Origin of the sequence: Sphingobium psychrophilum, assembly GCF_012927105.1 — a bacterium.
Taxonomy (GTDB): Bacteria; Pseudomonadota; Alphaproteobacteria; order Sphingomonadales; family Sphingomonadaceae; genus Sphingobium; species Sphingobium psychrophilum.
Map to the genome: position 1 here is coordinate 296,445 of NZ_JABBFV010000001.1, position 15,278 is coordinate 311,722.

The window sequence follows — 15,278 nt, forward strand, 5'->3', positions numbered from 1 at the left end:
TTGGTTATAGGGCTATGGTGTTCCCGCGCAGGCGGGAACCCAGTCCAAACGGCGGAACTGGACTCCCGCCTGCGCTATGCCTTGGCCTCACCCGCCCGATCCAAAATCCGCGCCGCCGCCATGTCGGCGGTGACATTGCCGACCGTGCGGAAGATGTCGGGCACCGTCTCGACTGCCAGCAACAGCGGCAACGCCTCCACCGGCACGCCCATGGCCAGGCAAATGGGACCGGTGGTGGTGAAGAAGGTGATCTGGCTGGGCAGGCCGACCGCCGCCAGGCTGACGATCGCGGCCACCAGCACCCCCATCACCAGTTGCGCCGGGCCAAGCGTCACGCCGTTCATCGCCGCCACATAGAGGGCGACGCCCAGATTAGCGGGCGGGCTGGTGATGCGGAACAGCGATATGGCGAGCGGCAGGACGATGCTGCGTGTGGTTTCGCGCACGTCCAGCGGCCCGTCGCTCGCCTGGATCATCGCGGGCAGGGAAGCGATCGAGCTTTGGGTGGAAAAGGCGATGGCCTGGGCGGGCAGGGCGGCGCGCGCGAATCGGCCCAGCCCGATTCGCCCGGCGATCACGACCATCGGATAGACCAGCAGCGTCACCGCGACGCAGATCAGCACGATGAAGCCGATATAATGGAGCAGCGCGCCCGCCGTCGCCAGGCCCGACCGGGCGCCCGCGACCAGCGCCAGCGCGAACACGCCGATCGGCGCGAGCCACAACACCCAGCCGACCACCACCAGCAGCGCGTCGGCCAGCGCCTGGAAGAAACCGGTCAGTTGCGCGCGGCGATCCGGTGCAATGCGCGTGACGGCAAAGCCGAAAACCAGCGCGAACAGCACCACGGCGACCACCTGCCCCTCGCTTGCGGACTTCAGCGGATTGACCGGGATGAAGCCCAACAGCCATTCCGCCGACGGGCGCACGTCCGGCACCTCCGATAGGCCGTCCGCGCCCGCCAGCGCGCCGACCGCTCCGGGCGGCACAGGCCACAGATGCAGCATCAGTGGCCCGATCAGCGCGGCGACCGCGGCCGCCACCGTCAGCAGGATCGCGAATAGCGCGATCGCGCGGCCGGCCATGAAGTTGGTCCGCGCGCTGGTCGCCGCCTGGGTGATGCCTGTCACCAGCAGCGCGAAGATCAAGGGGATCAGCGGCATCTGCAACCCGCCCAGCCAGGCCTTGCCAATCGGCTGCGCCACCGCGACGACGTCGCCGGCCCAGCCGCTCTCCAGGCCGCCGCCCCATTCGGCCAGAGCAATGCCGCTGCCCAGCCCCAACGCGAGCGCGATCAGGATGCGGACGGTCAAGGACATAGGCGTGGTTCCCCCGTAGACGCTGGCAATGGCGCTGCCGATGGCAACGGACCGGGGCACGCTATCCGCTATGCCGGGGCAGGGGACAGCGGAAAATGGCGCAAGGCTTGGCTATCTGCGTGGTCAGGGGGGCATCAACGCAAAAAGCCCGGCGCTTGGGGGCAAGCGCCGGGCTTTTCAAAACCGCTATGCCTGATGTCAGCCCTTCTTTTCGGGCGGCAGGGTGATCTTCACATCTTCCCCATTCTGGCCGGGGAAGTTGGTGAACATCGCGTCGATCAGGTTGGGCACCAGATAGGTCAGCTTGTTCGACAGCGACTGGGCGCTCGCCTTGCCTTCGAACAGGCGGCGATTGTCGGCCGCGCGGTCGATCTTCATGCTGAGGTCGCTGGTGTAGACGGTGTAGCTCGACACGTCGTTGAAACCGCCACCGCCGAACAGCCACGGATCATAGAAGCCATAGCCCCAGGGGCGACCCCAGCGGCCACGGCCCCAGCCGCCGCCCCAGGCACCACCGAAACCGGCGCCATAACCACCGCCGATCCCGGTCGAGCGGACCTTTTCACGGCCATTATCGACATCATAGGCGACACGCACGATCAGGTCGGCACGGGCCGGGTCGCTGGCCTGGACATAGCCGGTCTGCGCCAGCCGCTGCCCGACCATGTCGGCATAATGGGCGAATTCCAGGCCACCGGCGAGCTGCGGATTGTCGGCGACGACGATATAGCTTTGCCCGGCAGGAGCGGGGAGCTGCTGGAACCGCGCGACATCGGCCTTGAAACCGGTGGTGCAGCCCGAGAGCGCCACCAGCGCTAGAGCGGGTGCCGCTATCAGGCCGAACTTCTTGAAACGGGTCATTTTTCTGCGTCCTGTACCAGGCATGAGCCTTTGAGCATCATTGCGCGTTGCGATAGCAAAACGCAACTGAACATCGATTGAACGCGCGAACCGACCGAACGGGCGCACACCATGTCCCTGTCGAAAACATGGACGACGCTCGCCCCGCCTTCCCGTACAGGCCATGCCCAGCGGCCGGCCGTTTAGGCCGACCCTGTGACATTATCGCATCAGGCCCATCGCGTCATAGGCTGCCCGCAACGTCGGTTCCGCCGCCGCCGCCGCCTTCGCCGCGCCTTTATCGAGGATCGCGTCGAGTGCCGCGTCGTCGGTGCGCAATTCGAGGAAGCGCTGGCGAATCGGGCGCAACGTGTCGACCAGCACCTCGCCCAGCGCCGGCTTGAACGCGCCGAATCCCTTGCCGGCAAATTCCGCGCAGACCGCATCGGGCGTGGTGCCCGACAGGGTCGCGTAGATTCCGATCAAATTGTGCGCTTCGGGCCGACCCACCAACCCGGCGGCCGTTTCGGGCAGCGGTTCGGGATCGGTCTTTGCCTTCTTCACCTTGTTCATGATGGCGTCGTCGTCATCGGTCAGGTTTATGCGGCTCATGTCACTGGGATCGGACTTGGACATTTTCGCGCTGCCGTCGCGGAAGGACATGATCCGCGCCGATTCCTTGGGGATGATCGGATCGGGCAGGGTGAACAGTTCGACGCCGAAATCGCTGTTGAACTTCGCCGCAATGTCGCGCGCCAACTCCAGATGCTGTTTCTGGTCCTCGCCCACTGGAACATGGGTGGCGTTGTAGAGCAATATGTCGGCGGCCTGCAGCACCGGATAGACGAACAGGCCGATCGAGGCACCCTCGCGGTCCTTGCCGACCTTGTCCTTGAACTGGGTCATGCGATTGAGCCAGCCGATGCGCGCGGTGCCGTTCAGCAACCAGGCGAGTTCGGCATGGGCGGGCACGCGCGCCTGGTTGAATAACACGCTGCGATCCGGGTCGATTCCCGCGGCGACCAGAGCGGCGGCCATGTCGCGCACATTGCGGATGCGCTGTTCGCGCCCTTCATGCACGGTGATGGAGTGCATGTCGGCCAGAAAGAAGAAGCACTGCGCATCGCCGGTCATCTCGTCCTGCATCCGCACCCAGTTGCGGATCGCACCCAGATAGTTGCCAAGGTGCAGATTGCCGGTGGGCTGGATGCCGGAAAGGACGCGCATGGATTGATCCGTTCTTACGAAGTTGCACTTTTGCGGCGCATCAGCGCCTTGATGTCGGAGAGCCGATAGGCTCCGGTGACGAAGGACGCCAGCCCGTACAGCGCCACGCCCGCGCCGACAAGCAGCGCCAGCGCGACATAGCGCTGCACCATCGCCCCGGACAGCCAGGGATCGAGCAGATCCTCGCCCGCCCACAGCGCAACGCCCATGATGAGCGCGGCGATGGCCAGCCGCGGCAGGCGACGGCGCAGCCCGGCATCGGCGGCGAAATGGCCGCGCTTCACCAATGTTCGGTAGAGCATCGCGACATTGACGGTGGAGGCGAGCGCCGTCGCGAGCGGCGGGCCGATATGGCCGAGCGTGGGGATCATCGCGAGGTTGCCGATGATGTTGATGAGGATCGACAGCATCGCATAACGCACCGGCGTCTTCGTGTCGCCGCGCGCATAATAGCCAGGCGTCAGCACCTTGACGAGGACGTAGGACGGCAACCCGATCGAGAAGGCCGACAGCGCCCAGCCGCACCGCATCGCATCGTCCGCGGTGAAGCGGCCATATTGGAACAGCCCGCGCACGATCGGTTCCGCCACCACCAGGAAGGCGACGGTCGCGGGCAGGGTCAGGAACAGGGCGAGTTCGATGCCTCTGTTCTGCGTCTCCATCGCCGCGGCATCCTCTCCCTTGGACAACATGCGCGAAATGGTGGGCAGCAGGATAGTGCCCAGGCCAATGCCGATCAGGCCCAGCGGCAACTGGTTCAGCCGGTCGGCATAATAGATATAGGTGATAGACCCGGACGCCAGCAGCCAGCCCGACAAAGCGGTGGAGATCAGCAGGTTGATCTGCGACGCGCCAGCCCCTGCGGCCGCGGGCAAAATCTTGCGCAGCAATTCGCGCACGTCCTTGTCCAGCCGCGGCCGCTTGATCGTCATCTTAACGCCTGCGCGCCTGCATGCCCAGATCAGCCAGAGCAGTTGCAACGCCCCGCCGATCGTCACCGACATCGCTTGCACCCGCGCCGTTTCATATTCGTCGGCGCCGTGGAAGAACCACAGGCCCGTGATCATTGCGACGTTCAACAGGATCGGCGCGGCGGCATTGACCCAGAATTTGTCGAGCGAATTGAGGATGCCACCCAGCAGCGAGGCGAGGCTGATGAGCGCCAGATAGGGCAGGGTGATGCGCGAGAGCGTCACGGCGAAGGCGAACTGATCGGCCGTCGGGTTTTGCCGCGCAAAGCCACCCGACAGCGCCCAGGTGACGGGCCAGGCGGCGGCGATCAGAATGAGCGTGAAGAGGATCAGGACCGGCAGCAGCACCGCCAGCGCGCGCTCGGCAAAATCATAACCTGCGGGTAATCCACCCTCGCCCGCCGCCTTTTTGTTGAACAGGGGGATGAAGGCCGCGGAAAAAGCACCCTCGGCAAAGAGCGCGCGGAACATGTTGGGCAAGCGGAAGGCGACGCCGTTAAAGGCGTCCGACGCAAAGCCCGCGCCGACATAACGCGCCGCCAGCGAATCGCGCACCAGCGCCAGCACTCGGCTGACAAGCGTAAGCCCGCCGACCGACCCAAGGGCGCGGACGAGTTTCATAGCCTCATCCCTCTGGCGATAAACATCCGTTCGTCCTGAGTAGCCACTGAGCGAAGTCGAAGTGGCATATCGAAGGGCAATTTCGCGGATGCTTCGATATGGGCCTTCGACAAGCTCAGTCCCTACTCAGCACGAACGGATATCAGAATTATCAGGCGTGACCGGCCGGTTCGCCCGTCGTGACTTCCATCTGCTGCGCCTGTTGCAGGTACAGCGCGCCGAAATCGATCGGGTCGAGCAGCAGCGGCGGGAAGCCGCCGTCGCGGATCGCGTCGGCCAGCACGCGCCGGGCGAAGGGGAAGATCAGGCGTGGCGCTTCGGCCAGCATGAAGGGCTGGATCTGGTCTTCGGGCACGTTGCGCATCCCGAAAATGGCGGCGTAGAGCAGTTCGACGGCAAAGGCGGTGCCCTGCGGCGCGATCGCCTTCACTTCGATCTTCAGCGCGATTTCCAGCACTTCATCACCGACCTTTTCGGCACCGATGTTGAATTGGACGTCGATCTGCGGCTGGTCCTGCCACTGATACACCGCCGGCGCGTTCGGATTTTCGAACGACAGATCCTTCACATATTGGCTGATCAGCGCAATCTGCGGCGCGGTGTCGGCGCCGTTGCCCAAAGCGCCATTACCCAAGTTTGTGGTGATGTGATCCGTTTCGTCGGCCATGCTCTTTACCTAGACTTTCGCTGTTGGCGGCGGCGCGAAGGCCCCCGGACAATGATGACCCGCGCGCTTAGCAGGGGCGTTGGATCAGGGCAATGGCGCACCCTGGCGAAACGCTGTGCGATGGGCCATTTGAAGTTGGGTGCAAACATGCCTATGTTGGCTGGAACATTGTCCCACGCAAAAGGGTATAGCCTTCCGTGTATGTGATCGTCATCCTCGCCATGATCGCCGGTTTTCTGGCGCTGCGGCTCTATTCGGTGCTCGGCAAGCGCACGGGCCACGAACAGGAACCCGCGCTGCGTCCGGCCGATGAACGCGCCAAGGTGACGGTGCTGCAACCCGGCCCTGTTGCGCAGAATAGCGGCGACTCCATTCGCTTGGCCGAAGGGCTGATTGCGCCGGACGCGGAAAATGGCGTGCGCGCGCTGATCGCCGCCGACCGCAGCTTCGATGTTCCCCAGTTCGTCGACGGTGCCAAGAGCGCCTATAAAATGGTGCTGGAAGCTTTCTGGCGTGGCGACCGTGACGAACTGGCCTGGCTGTGCGACGATGACGTCCGCGCCTCGTTCGAGGAAGCGATCGCCGGACGGGAAGCTGAAGGCCATGTCCTCGACAACCGCCTGGTGCGGATCGAAAAGGCGCAGATCGTCGAAGCTTCGCTCAACGGCCGCATCGCCGAAGTCGCGCTGCGGTTTGAGGCCGACATCGCTGCCATCACCCGCGACAAGGACGGCAACGTCGTCGCCGGGTCGATGACGGACGCGGTCGGCACCAAGGATGTGTGGACCTTCACTCGCGACATCCGCAGCGCGGACCCCAATTGGAAGCTTAGCGAAACCGACGACGTCGCATGATCGCGCGCCAGTCGGGGGCGGCGCTGCTTGCAGCGCTGATGTTGTCTGCCTGCGCGGGCGGCATGATACCTCCCTCCGCCACCGGTCCCGCGCGCCCGATTCCGTCCGGCGAAGCGACCCGTCCCGTTCCCGCCACGCCGCGCCCGACCCTGCCGGTCGAATTGCCTGCCGACCCCGCGCTGGACAAGGGCACGGCGGCGGGCGTGGGCGTCACCCGCGGCCCGGACATCGCGAGCCTCATCCCGTCGGGCGAACGTGCCCGCGTGGCGCTCCAGGCATTCCGCATCTCCTGCCCGACTCTGATGAAGCGCACCGACGCCAGCGGCCTGACCAAGGGGTCCGACTGGAACAACGCCTGCGCCGCCGCATCCAGCTGGCCCGAAGCATCGGCCAGCGAATTTTTCTCCCGTTATTTCGAAGCGGTGCAGGTGGGCGACGGCGCGGCCTTCGTCACGGGCTATTATGAGCCTGAAATCGCCGGATCGCGCACCCGCCAGCCCGGCTATGAGGTGCCGATCTATCGCCGCCCCACCGACCTGATCGATGTCGATCTCGGCCAGTTCAGCGATAGCCTGAAAGGCCGCACGATCCGGGGCAAGGTGAACGGCACGAAGTTTGTCCCCTATGATGATCGCAGCCAGATCGTGTCGGGTACGATCGCCGGGCGCGGGTTGGAGCTAGCCTATGCCGCCGATCCGGTGGAGTTCTTCTTCCTTCAGGTGCAGGGCAGCGGCCGGCTGAACCTGCCCGACGGCGGCGTCATGCGCATCGGCTATGACGGACAGAATGGCCGCGACTATACCGGCATCGGCAAGCTGATGAAGGATCGCGGGCTGATCCAGGCCGGGTCGATGCAGGACATCATGCAATATCTGCGCGCCCATCCGGCCGAAGGCGCAGCGATCATGAACGAGAATCGCAGCTTCGTCTTCTTCCGCGAACTGACCGGCGCCGGGCCGATCGGCGCGCTCGGCGTGCCGGTGACGGCGGAAGCAACGGTCGCGGCCGATCCCAAATTCATTCCGCTGGGCGCGCCGGTGCTGCTTTCGCTCGACCGGGCCGAACCGGCGGGCGTGTGGATCGCGCAGGATACTGGCGGCGCGATCAAGGGCGCCAACCGGTTCGACAGTTTCTGGGGCGCGGGCGCGCGGGCGCGGGGCATAGCAGGCGGCATGTCGGCGCGGGGCAGCGCGCTGGTGTTGCTGCCGATCGGCTCGGCGGCGCGCCTCGTTCGACCCTGATCCGCGCCATGGCCCGGCGTCGCCTGTCCAGCGAGGAAGAAGCGCTCTGGTCCGCGCTGGCCCGCACCGTGCGCCCGATCCGGCCCAGCGCACGGCCCGTCGCCGGCCTGACCAACGCCCCGCTGCCGATCGAACCACCGATCAAAACAAGGTTAACGCCGCCACCGGTCCGGACCCCGAAACCGCCCCCTGTCGCGCCGCCCGCACGGACCCCCGCGGCGGTGCTCGATACCGGGTGGGAGCGCCGAATCCGTAGCGGCAGTATCAGCCCCGACACCAGCATCGACCTGCATGGCCATACCCTCTCCGCTGCCCATGCACGCCTTAACCAGTCGATCGCCGCCGCCCTGTCGCGCGACGCCCGCGTCCTGCTGGTCGTCACCGGCAAACCGCCGAAAAGCGCGGCGAGCGAGGGTAAGGGGCGCAGGGGGGCAATTCGCGGCGAAATCGGCCATTGGCTCGAAACCAGCCCCTATGCCGATCGCATTGCCAGTGTGCGCGTCGCCCACCCGCGCCATGGCGGCGACGGCGCGCTCTACCTGATATTGCGCCGCAAAAAGTGACGTTTTTCGGACGTTTTGCTGACCCTTTCTTAACCACTGTCCTTCATATCCGACTGATCGGGGGCCTCGCATCGGGGCCGGTATCGGGCTGGGAGGCACATGCAGGGCGTGACGTTGAAAAGCCGCGCTGCTGCCTTCGCCTGTGCCGCAGGGGCGCTGGTGTTCATCCTCTCGCTGGTGCTGGGCTATACGCCGGGCCAGGAAGATGACCTGATCCAGATCGGCCGCGCGCTGATCATCGCCATATTGTGCGGCACGATGAGCTGGGCGTCGGCCCGGCGCACCATCGCCACCACCGCTACCGCCATCGATGCCGCTACCGACCGGCTGCTGTCCGCCGCGCATGGCGACCTGCAATCGCTGGTGCCGGCCGAAATCGGCCAGGAACTGCCCGATCTGTCGGTCGCGATGGAAAGCCTGTTTAGCCAGGTCCGCACCAATCTCGACCATGTCCAGGCGCTGGCGCTGTTCGACCAGATCACTGGCCTGGCTAATCGCACCAGTTTCTGCCGCCAGGTCGAACGGCTGCTCGCGGAGCGCGACGACAACGGCCTCGCCACGCTGTTCTTCATCGATCTAGACGGGTTCAAGTCGGTCAACGACACGCTGGGCCATGCCGCGGGCGACCAGTTGCTGGCGCGCGTCGCGGGTCGCCTGCGCGAAGTCGTGATGGCGCAGGTCAGCGGGCTTATCGGCATCGGCGGCGGCGACGCCGTCATCGGGCGGCTGGCGGGCGATGAATTTGTGATGTTCTTCCCCCATCTGTCCGGCCCCGCCGCGGCGCAGCGGATCGCGCGCGCCATCCAGTTCGCGCTGGGCGAGCGCTTTGACCTCGGCAGCCAGCATGTCGACCTTGGCGCATCGATCGGCATCGCATGCTACCCCGATCATGGCGCAACGCTGGCGGACCTGCTGTATGCCGCGGATATCGCCATGTATCATGCCAAGCATCAGGGGCGCGGCCGGGCGGAAATCTATACCGACGCGCTCGCGCTGAAGGCGGAAGACCGTGCCGAGCTGGAACGCGACCTGCTGCGCGGGCTGGAGCGGGACGAATTTCTGCTCGAATTCCAGCCGCAGATCGACGTCGTCAGCGGCCGCGCGGTATCGGCCGAAGCGCTGGTGCGCTGGGCGCATCCCGAACGCGCGCTCGTCATGCCGGGCGCTTTCGTGCCGGTGGCGGAGGAAAGCGGTGCCATCGTCGCGCTGGGCGATTGGGTCATGAGCCGGGTGTGTCAGACTGCGGCGCGCTGGGCGCAGGCCGGCGTGCATCAGCGGATCGCCGTCAACATCTCGACCCGCGAACTGGCGCAGGCCGACTTCTTCCTGCGCCTGCGCCATGCCATCGCCACCCACGGCACCCCGCCGTCCATGCTGGAGCTGGAGATCACCGAATCGCTGGCGATGGAGATGGACCCGCGCGTGCTGGAGCAACTGCGCGCGCTGCGCCGCGATGGCGTGCGCGTCGCCATCGACGATTTCGGCACCGGCTATTCCAACCTGTCGCGGCTCAAGGACCTGCCGGTCGACCGGGTCAAGATCGACCGCAGCTTGGTCCGCGACATCGCCACCTCCGCCGAAGCCCGCACCATCTGCTCCGCCGTCGTCGGCCTCATTCAGGGGCTGGGCATGGAAGTGGTGGTCGAGGGGATCGAAAGCGAAGCCCAGATGGACGTACTGCGCGTCATCGGCTGCACCCTGTTCCAGGGCTATCATCTCGCCCGCCCGACCGGGGAGCAGGATTATCTGGCGCAATTCGGTGCGCAGCAGAGGGGCCAGGTCCGCGACGCGGGGTAGGGTGGCGGCTAATTTGGGTGGTTTCCTGCCATTCCCCAATTCCAAACATCCGTTCGCCCTGAGCCTGTCGAAGGGCCATACTTCTTTATAAAGGGGAAATTTAAAGAAAGAGCAGGGCTTCGACAGGCTCAGCCTGAACGGATGTTGGGTATCGGCAAATAGTCGCCGGCAGCCAGAATTTCCGGGCCGCCCCAGCCACTCACCCCAGCGCCCGCTCCACCACCAGAGCATAAATTCGCACCAAATCCCGCAAATCCTGCACCGCGACCGCCTCGTCCAGCTTGTGCATGGTCGCGTTGTTCAGCCCGAACTCCACCACCGGGCAAATGCGCGACAGGAAGCGCGCGTCGGACGTGCCGCCGGTCGTGGACAGCTCCGTTTCCACGCCCGTCACATCGCGGATCGCGCCGCTGACCAGATCGCTGAACGCGCCCGGCGCTGTCAGGAAGGATTCACCGCTGATCTTGGCCTCGACCGTGCCGCCCTCGGTCGCGGCGATCCCTTTGATCCGTTCGATCAGCGAAGCGCCGCGATGCTGGTCGTTGAAGCGGATCGAAATGCGCGCGGTCGCCAAGCCGGGGATGACATTGTGCGCGACATTGCCGACCTCCAGGTCGGTGATCTCGATATTGCTCGGCTGGAACCAGTCGGTCCCCTCATCCAGAACCTCCGCTTCGATCGCCGTCAGGATGCGCACCAGTCTGGGGATCGGATTGTCGGCCAGATGGGGATAGGCGACATGGCCTTGGCTCCCCGCCACCCTGATCCACATATTCACCGACCCGCGCCGGCCGATCTTCACCACATCGCCCAGCCGCTTGGACGATGTCGGCTCCCCCACCAGGCACAGGTCGGGTCGCAAATCGCGCGCCTGCATCCGGTCCATCAGCGCCAGCGTGCCATAGACCGCCGGCCCTTCCTCGTCCCCGGTGATGATCAGGCTGATGGTCCCCGGCAGATTGTCGGGCAGCGTGTCCAGCGCCGCGACGAAGGCGGCGATCGAACCCTTCATGTCCACCGCGCCCCGCCCGTAGAGCAGGTCGCCGCGAATCTCCGGCGTGAACGGATCGCTGGTCCAGCCCGGCCCAGGCGGGACCACGTCCAGATGCCCGGCAAAGGCGAAATGCGGCCCGGCCCCGGTGGTGCGCCAGGCAAGCAGATTTTCTACCGGCCCGTCGGGCGCCTCGCCCACCACAAACCGGTCGACGGTAAAGCCGCGCGGGACCAGCATCGCCTCCAATACGGCGAACACCTCGCCGGTCGCCGGGGTCACGGACGGGCAGGCCAGCAAGCGCTGGGCCAATGCCACCACATCGTCATTGGTGCTGGTCATGCTCATGTTGCGGCGTTAGCGAAAGCCATGCCGGTTGGCCAGCTTTAGGGGCCAGCCACCGGAGGAGGAGCGGCCCATGCCACGGATCGACCTGGACAGCATCGACCAGACAAATAGAACCGGCTATCCCGCCGACCATGCCGCCATCGTGCAGGGCCGCTGGGTGCGACGGCTTGGCCCCGCCCATGGCCTCAGCGATTTCGGCGTCAGCCATGTCGTGCTGAAGCCCGGCGCCGCCTCTTCCCAGCGCCACTGGCATGAGGATGAAGACGAGTTTGTGCTGATGCTGGCGGGTCAGGCCGTGCTGGTGGAGGAAGGTGCGCGCACGCCGATGGCGACCGGCGACATGGCGGCCTTTCCGAAGGGCGAGCCGAACGCGCATCATCTGGTCAATGAAAGCGCGGCCGACTGCGTCTTCGTCGCGTTCGGCCGAGTACCGACCGGAGATTGCCATTATCCCGATGTCGACCTTCTCTGGTCGGGCGGGGCCTACCGCCACAAGGATGGGAGCAGCTATTGACGATGCGGATGGATCGACGCGGCGCGCTGACGGGCATGGGCGCTATGCTCGCGGCGATGGGTGCCCCGGCTTACGCCGCACCTGTCGCCCTGGTGAAACCCGCGCGCCTGCGCGAAGGCGACACCGTGGGCCTGATCGAGCCGGCGGGCTTCACCGATGACGGTTTCGACCTCGACCTGGTCAAGGACACGATCGTCGCCATGGGCCTGAAGCCCAAAGCCGCGCCCCATCTGGCGGGCCGTTACGGCTATCTGGCGGGGACCGATGCGGACCGGGCGGCGGACGTCAATGCGATGTTCGCCGACCCGGATGTGCGCGCGGTATTCGCGGTGCGCGGTGGCTGGGGCTGCGCCCGCATCCTGCCCCGGCTGGATTTCGCGATGATTCGCAAAAATCCCAAGCTGCTGGTCGGCTTTTCGGACATCACCGCATTGCACCTCGCCTTCGCCGCCAAGGCGGGCTTCACCACCATCCACGGCCCCAATGCCGCGAGCAGCTGGGGCCGGTTCAGCTGGGACGCCTTCCGCGCCGTCGCCTTCGACGCGGCCACGCCGACCTTCGCCACCCCGGTCGGGCAAGAGGATCGGCTGGCACAGCGCAGCGGCCGCATCCGCACCTTCCGCCCCGGCGTGGCGCGCGGGCGGCTGCTGGGCGGCAACCTCACCGTGCTGGCTGCGCTGATGGGGACGACTTGGCTGCCCGATTTCACCGGCGCGATCCTGTTCATCGAAGATATCGGCGAGCAGCCTTATCGCATCGACCGGATGCTGACCCAGCTGTCGCTGGCGGGCGTGTTGGGCAGGCTGGCGGGCGTCGCCTTCGGCCAATGCACGGACTGCGGCCCCGGCGGCGCCAGCTATGGCGGATTCACCCTGTCGGAAGTGCTGCAACAGCATCTCGAACCGTTAGGCATCCCCGTCTTCCAGGGCGGCCAGTTCGGTCATGTCGCCAACCAATATAGCCTGCCGCTGGGCGTGATGGCGGAGATGGATGCGGAAGCGGGGACGATAAGGTTGCTGGAGGCGGCGGTCAGTTAGGGAGGATAGGCGAGGCGCATTTCGCTTCGTCATCCCGGGCTTGACCTGGGACTCCACTTTCCTTTTGGGCGAGTGGTAGGCGAAGAAGCGGGACCCCGGATCAAGTCCGGGGTGACGATAGCTGCTGTATTTGTTGCCTACCCCTTCCCATCCAATCCCGCCACAGTCCCGCTGCCCGCCGGCTCGCCAGCCATCCCGGCTGCGACCTTCGCCGCCGCCGCCATCACGCGCAGTATATTCTCGCCCGCCAGCTTCGCGATATCCCGGTCGCTCCATCCGCGGCGCATCAATTCGCTCAGCAACGCCGGATAGGTTTGCACCCCGCTCAGCCCCTGCGGCAGCGACCCCACGCCATCGAAATCGCTGCCGATGCCGACATGACCGACGCCCGCCACTTTGGCGATATGGTCGATATGATCCGCAACCTGCGCCAAAGTCACCACCGGTTCGGGATTGGCCTTCTCCCATACCGCCAGCGCCGCCTTGGCGCCCTCCGGATCGCCGATATACAGCCCACCAAAGGGCGGCGCATTATAGCGCGCGACCTCCGCGCTGCGGGCCGCGCCCCAGATGCGGCGCGCTTCCGACACATATTGCGGCGCATAATTCACCATCACCACCCCGCCATTGGCCGCGACCTTCTGCAACAGCGAGTCAGACACGTTGCGCGGGGTATTGCAGATCGCCCGCGCGCTGGAGTGGGAGAAGATCACCGGCGCCTTGCTGACCCGCAGCGCGTCCAGCATCGTGTCCTCGCTGACATGGCTTAGATCCACCAGCATCCCCAGCCGGTTCAATTCAAGCACCACCGCCTCGCCGAACGGGGTCAGCCCGTCATGTTGTGGATTGTCGGTCGCGCTGTCGGCCCAGGCGATGGTGCGGCTGTGGGTCAGCGTCAGATAGGATGCGCCCAGCGCGCGATAGCTGCGCAGCACGGCCAGGCTGCCATCGATCTGGCCGCCGCCTTCCACGCCCAGCAGCGACGCGACCCGTCCCGCCTTGTGCGCCGCCCGCAATTCCGCCGCCGTGGTGACGAACGCGAAGTCCTTGGGGTAACGGCGCGCGAAACTATGGGCGAGGTCAATCTGCTCCAGCGTGTCCTTCACCTGCTGCAATTCGGGCAGGTCGGCCGATACCCACACCGACCAGAATTGCCCGCCTACGCCGCCCGCCCGTAACCGCGCGATGTCGGTGTGGAACGTCGCCGGGTCCAGCCGGTCGAGCGCCATCGTCCAGCGTTTGTCCTTCGCCTTGTCGGCTAGCGCTTCGGGCCAGTCATTATGCCCGTCGATGAGCGGCGTGGCCTTCAGCACCCTGGCGATGCGCGCCGCATAGGGATCGGCGGCGGCATGGACGGCGGGGGCGGCGAGGAGGATCGGCAGCAAGGCCAGGGACAGCATTTTCATGACCCGGAACGCTAGAGCCGCACCGCCCCAAGTCAATCATGCAACCACCATGGCAGGACAGGGCTTCCCCCCGTCGCCGCGCCTGCCTATCCTGTCTTTGATGATGATCGATCCGCATGTCCTGCTCCAGGCCTATTCCATCGGCGTCTTTCCCATGGCCGACGATCGCGACGCGGACGAAGTCTATTGGGTCGAACCCAAACAGCGGGCGATATTGCCGCTCGAGGGCTTTCACCTGTCGCACTCGCTGTCCAAGCTGATCCGCCGCGACCGTTTCCGCGTCACCGCGAACCGCGCCTTTGCGCAGATTTTGGCGCTCTGCGCCCAGGCCGCGCCCGATCGCCCGTCGACCTGGATCAACCACCAGATCGAAGCCGCCTATCGCGACCTGCACGCCGCCGGCTTCGCCCATTCGATCGAGATATGGGAAGGGGACGAGCTGGTCGGCGGCCTCTATGGCGTCGCGATCGGCCGCGCCTTTTTCGGCGAATCCATGGTGTCGCGCCGGACCGATGCGTCGAAAGTGGCGCTGGCCTGGCTGGTGGCGCGGCTATGTTTTGGCGGCTTTACCTTGCTCGACTGCCAGTTCATGACCGATCATCTGCGCACCATGGGCGCCGTCGAAATCAGCCAGCGCGACTATCTTCAGTTGCTGGGCGCGGCGACAGGCGGCGTGGCGCTGGGGGCAGGGGCCGGCGCGCTGGCGGCCGGTTCGGGCGCAGCGGCGGAACTGGCGTTCGCGCCGCTGGCGGGCGAGGACGCTGCAACCGGTTCGCCCTTGGCGCCCAGCTTCACCGTATCCGGTCCGGTTTCGGGCCAGGCCATCGTACAGCTTCTGACCCATACGTCATAGATCGGATGCTGCACGACATTGCGGTCGGG

15 protein-coding genes are annotated in these 15,278 nt (G+C 65.9%); 8 read left to right on the forward strand and 7 right to left on the reverse strand.

Annotation, left to right across the window (positions count from 1 at the left end):
* Window positions 1–74: 74 nt before the first annotated feature.
* Entirely contained in the window at window positions 75–1,319 is a 1,245-nt protein-coding gene (locus HHL08_RS01510; protein ID WP_169570710.1) for a dicarboxylate/amino acid:cation symporter, read from the reverse strand.
* A gap of 40 nt (window positions 1,320–1,359) precedes the next feature.
* Between HHL08_RS01510 and HHL08_RS01515 the strand changes: the two genes are divergently transcribed.
* Window positions 1,360–1,515 (forward strand): hypothetical protein, encoded by a 156-nt coding sequence (locus HHL08_RS01515; RefSeq protein WP_169570712.1) that lies wholly within the window; start codon window positions 1,360–1,362, stop codon window positions 1,513–1,515.
* A 2-nt stretch (window positions 1,516–1,517) separates the two neighbouring features.
* On the opposite strand, the gene HHL08_RS01520 is transcribed toward HHL08_RS01515, so the two are convergent.
* The 4 genes from HHL08_RS01520 to secB form a co-directional block, all read right to left on the reverse strand.
* Entirely contained in the window at window positions 1,518–2,180 is a 663-nt protein-coding gene (locus tag HHL08_RS01520; protein ID WP_169570713.1) for a DUF4136 domain-containing protein, read from the reverse strand.
* 201 nt (window positions 2,181–2,381) lie between these two features.
* On the reverse strand, window positions 2,382–3,386 hold the full coding sequence (gene trpS, locus HHL08_RS01525) for a tryptophan--tRNA ligase (protein ID WP_169570715.1): 1,005 nt from the start codon (window positions 3,384–3,386) through the stop codon (window positions 2,382–2,384).
* 14 nt (window positions 3,387–3,400) lie between these two features.
* Complete coding sequence (gene murJ / locus HHL08_RS01530) at window positions 3,401–4,978, reverse strand: murein biosynthesis integral membrane protein MurJ (RefSeq protein WP_169570716.1); 1,578 nt, start codon at window positions 4,976–4,978, stop codon at window positions 3,401–3,403.
* Window positions 4,979–5,129: 151 nt separating this feature from the next.
* Window positions 5,130–5,645, reverse strand: a complete 516-nt coding sequence (gene secB / locus HHL08_RS01535) for a protein-export chaperone SecB (protein WP_169570717.1) — start codon at window positions 5,643–5,645, stop codon at window positions 5,130–5,132.
* Between the two features lie 197 nt (window positions 5,646–5,842).
* Here secB and HHL08_RS01540 point away from each other — a divergent pair, with 197 nt between their 5' ends.
* The 4 genes from HHL08_RS01540 to HHL08_RS01555 all read left to right on the forward strand — a co-directional run bounded on the left by HHL08_RS01540 (window position 5,843) and on the right by HHL08_RS01555 (window position 10,100).
* The gene (locus HHL08_RS01540) at window positions 5,843–6,499 is read left to right on the forward strand and encodes a Tim44/TimA family putative adaptor protein (protein WP_169570719.1); all 657 of its coding nucleotides are present in this window, start codon (window positions 5,843–5,845) and stop codon (window positions 6,497–6,499) included.
* Window positions 6,496–7,740 (forward strand): murein transglycosylase A, encoded by a 1,245-nt coding sequence (mltA, locus tag HHL08_RS01545; protein ID WP_169570720.1) that lies wholly within the window; start codon window positions 6,496–6,498, stop codon window positions 7,738–7,740. The genes HHL08_RS01540 and mltA overlap by 4 nt, the downstream gene beginning before the upstream one ends.
* Before the next feature lie 8 nt (window positions 7,741–7,748).
* A complete protein-coding gene (locus HHL08_RS01550; protein WP_169570722.1) occupies window positions 7,749–8,303 on the forward strand; it encodes a Smr/MutS family protein in 555 nt (184 codons plus the stop codon).
* A gap of 99 nt (window positions 8,304–8,402) precedes the next feature.
* On the forward strand, window positions 8,403–10,100 hold the full coding sequence (locus HHL08_RS01555) for a putative bifunctional diguanylate cyclase/phosphodiesterase (protein WP_169570723.1): 1,698 nt from the start codon (window positions 8,403–8,405) through the stop codon (window positions 10,098–10,100).
* A gap of 199 nt (window positions 10,101–10,299) precedes the next feature.
* Here HHL08_RS01555 and dapE read toward each other — a convergent pair whose 3' ends face one another.
* Window positions 10,300–11,439, reverse strand: coding sequence for a succinyl-diaminopimelate desuccinylase (gene dapE, locus HHL08_RS01560; protein ID WP_169570725.1), 1,140 nt, complete (start codon window positions 11,437–11,439; stop codon window positions 10,300–10,302).
* A 70-nt stretch (window positions 11,440–11,509) separates the two neighbouring features.
* On the opposite strand from dapE, the gene HHL08_RS01565 reads away from it, so the two are divergent.
* The gene (locus tag HHL08_RS01565) at window positions 11,510–11,953 is read left to right on the forward strand and encodes a cupin domain-containing protein (protein ID WP_169570726.1); all 444 of its coding nucleotides are present in this window, start codon (window positions 11,510–11,512) and stop codon (window positions 11,951–11,953) included.
* 2 nt (window positions 11,954–11,955) lie between these two features.
* The gene (locus HHL08_RS01570) at window positions 11,956–12,990 is read left to right on the forward strand and encodes a S66 peptidase family protein (protein WP_169571079.1); all 1,035 of its coding nucleotides are present in this window, start codon (window positions 11,956–11,958) and stop codon (window positions 12,988–12,990) included.
* Between the two features lie 137 nt (window positions 12,991–13,127).
* On the opposite strand, the gene HHL08_RS01575 is transcribed toward HHL08_RS01570, so the two are convergent.
* A complete protein-coding gene (locus tag HHL08_RS01575) occupies window positions 13,128–14,396 on the reverse strand; it encodes a dipeptidase (RefSeq protein WP_169570728.1) in 1,269 nt (422 codons plus the stop codon).
* 100 nt (window positions 14,397–14,496) lie between these two features.
* Here HHL08_RS01575 and aat point away from each other — a divergent pair, with 100 nt between their 5' ends.
* Complete coding sequence (aat, locus tag HHL08_RS01580; RefSeq protein ID WP_169571080.1) at window positions 14,497–15,249, forward strand: leucyl/phenylalanyl-tRNA--protein transferase; 753 nt, start codon at window positions 14,497–14,499, stop codon at window positions 15,247–15,249.
* Window positions 15,250–15,278: the final 29 nt, after the last annotated feature.

What these genes read in the sequence shown, in the direction of transcription:
- HHL08_RS01510 (WP_169570710.1), bottom strand. Translation starts at nt 1,319, where the DNA reads ATGTCCTTGACCGTCCGCATCCTGATCGCGCTCGCGTTGGGGCTGGGC.
- HHL08_RS01515 (WP_169570712.1), top strand. Translation starts at nt 1,360, where the DNA reads ATGGCAACGGACCGGGGCACGCTATCCGCTATGCCGGGGCAGGGGACA.
- HHL08_RS01520 (WP_169570713.1), bottom strand. Translation starts at nt 2,180, where the DNA reads ATGACCCGTTTCAAGAAGTTCGGCCTGATAGCGGCACCCGCTCTAGCG.
- trpS (WP_169570715.1), bottom strand. Translation starts at nt 3,386, where the DNA reads ATGCGCGTCCTTTCCGGCATCCAGCCCACCGGCAATCTGCACCTTGGC.
- murJ (WP_169570716.1), bottom strand. Translation starts at nt 4,978, where the DNA reads ATGAAACTCGTCCGCGCCCTTGGGTCGGTCGGCGGGCTTACGCTTGTC.
- secB (WP_169570717.1), bottom strand. Translation starts at nt 5,645, where the DNA reads ATGGCCGACGAAACGGATCACATCACCACAAACTTGGGTAATGGCGCT.
- mltA (WP_169570720.1), top strand. Translation starts at nt 6,496, where the DNA reads ATGATCGCGCGCCAGTCGGGGGCGGCGCTGCTTGCAGCGCTGATGTTG.
- HHL08_RS01550 (WP_169570722.1), top strand. Translation starts at nt 7,749, where the DNA reads ATGGCCCGGCGTCGCCTGTCCAGCGAGGAAGAAGCGCTCTGGTCCGCG.
- HHL08_RS01555 (WP_169570723.1), top strand. Translation starts at nt 8,403, where the DNA reads ATGCAGGGCGTGACGTTGAAAAGCCGCGCTGCTGCCTTCGCCTGTGCC.
- dapE (WP_169570725.1), bottom strand. Translation starts at nt 11,439, where the DNA reads ATGAGCATGACCAGCACCAATGACGATGTGGTGGCATTGGCCCAGCGC.
- HHL08_RS01565 (WP_169570726.1), top strand. Translation starts at nt 11,510, where the DNA reads ATGCCACGGATCGACCTGGACAGCATCGACCAGACAAATAGAACCGGC.
- HHL08_RS01570 (WP_169571079.1), top strand. Translation starts at nt 11,956, where the DNA reads ATGCGGATGGATCGACGCGGCGCGCTGACGGGCATGGGCGCTATGCTC.
- HHL08_RS01575 (WP_169570728.1), bottom strand. Translation starts at nt 14,396, where the DNA reads ATGAAAATGCTGTCCCTGGCCTTGCTGCCGATCCTCCTCGCCGCCCCC.
- aat (WP_169571080.1), top strand. Translation starts at nt 14,497, where the DNA reads ATGATGATCGATCCGCATGTCCTGCTCCAGGCCTATTCCATCGGCGTC.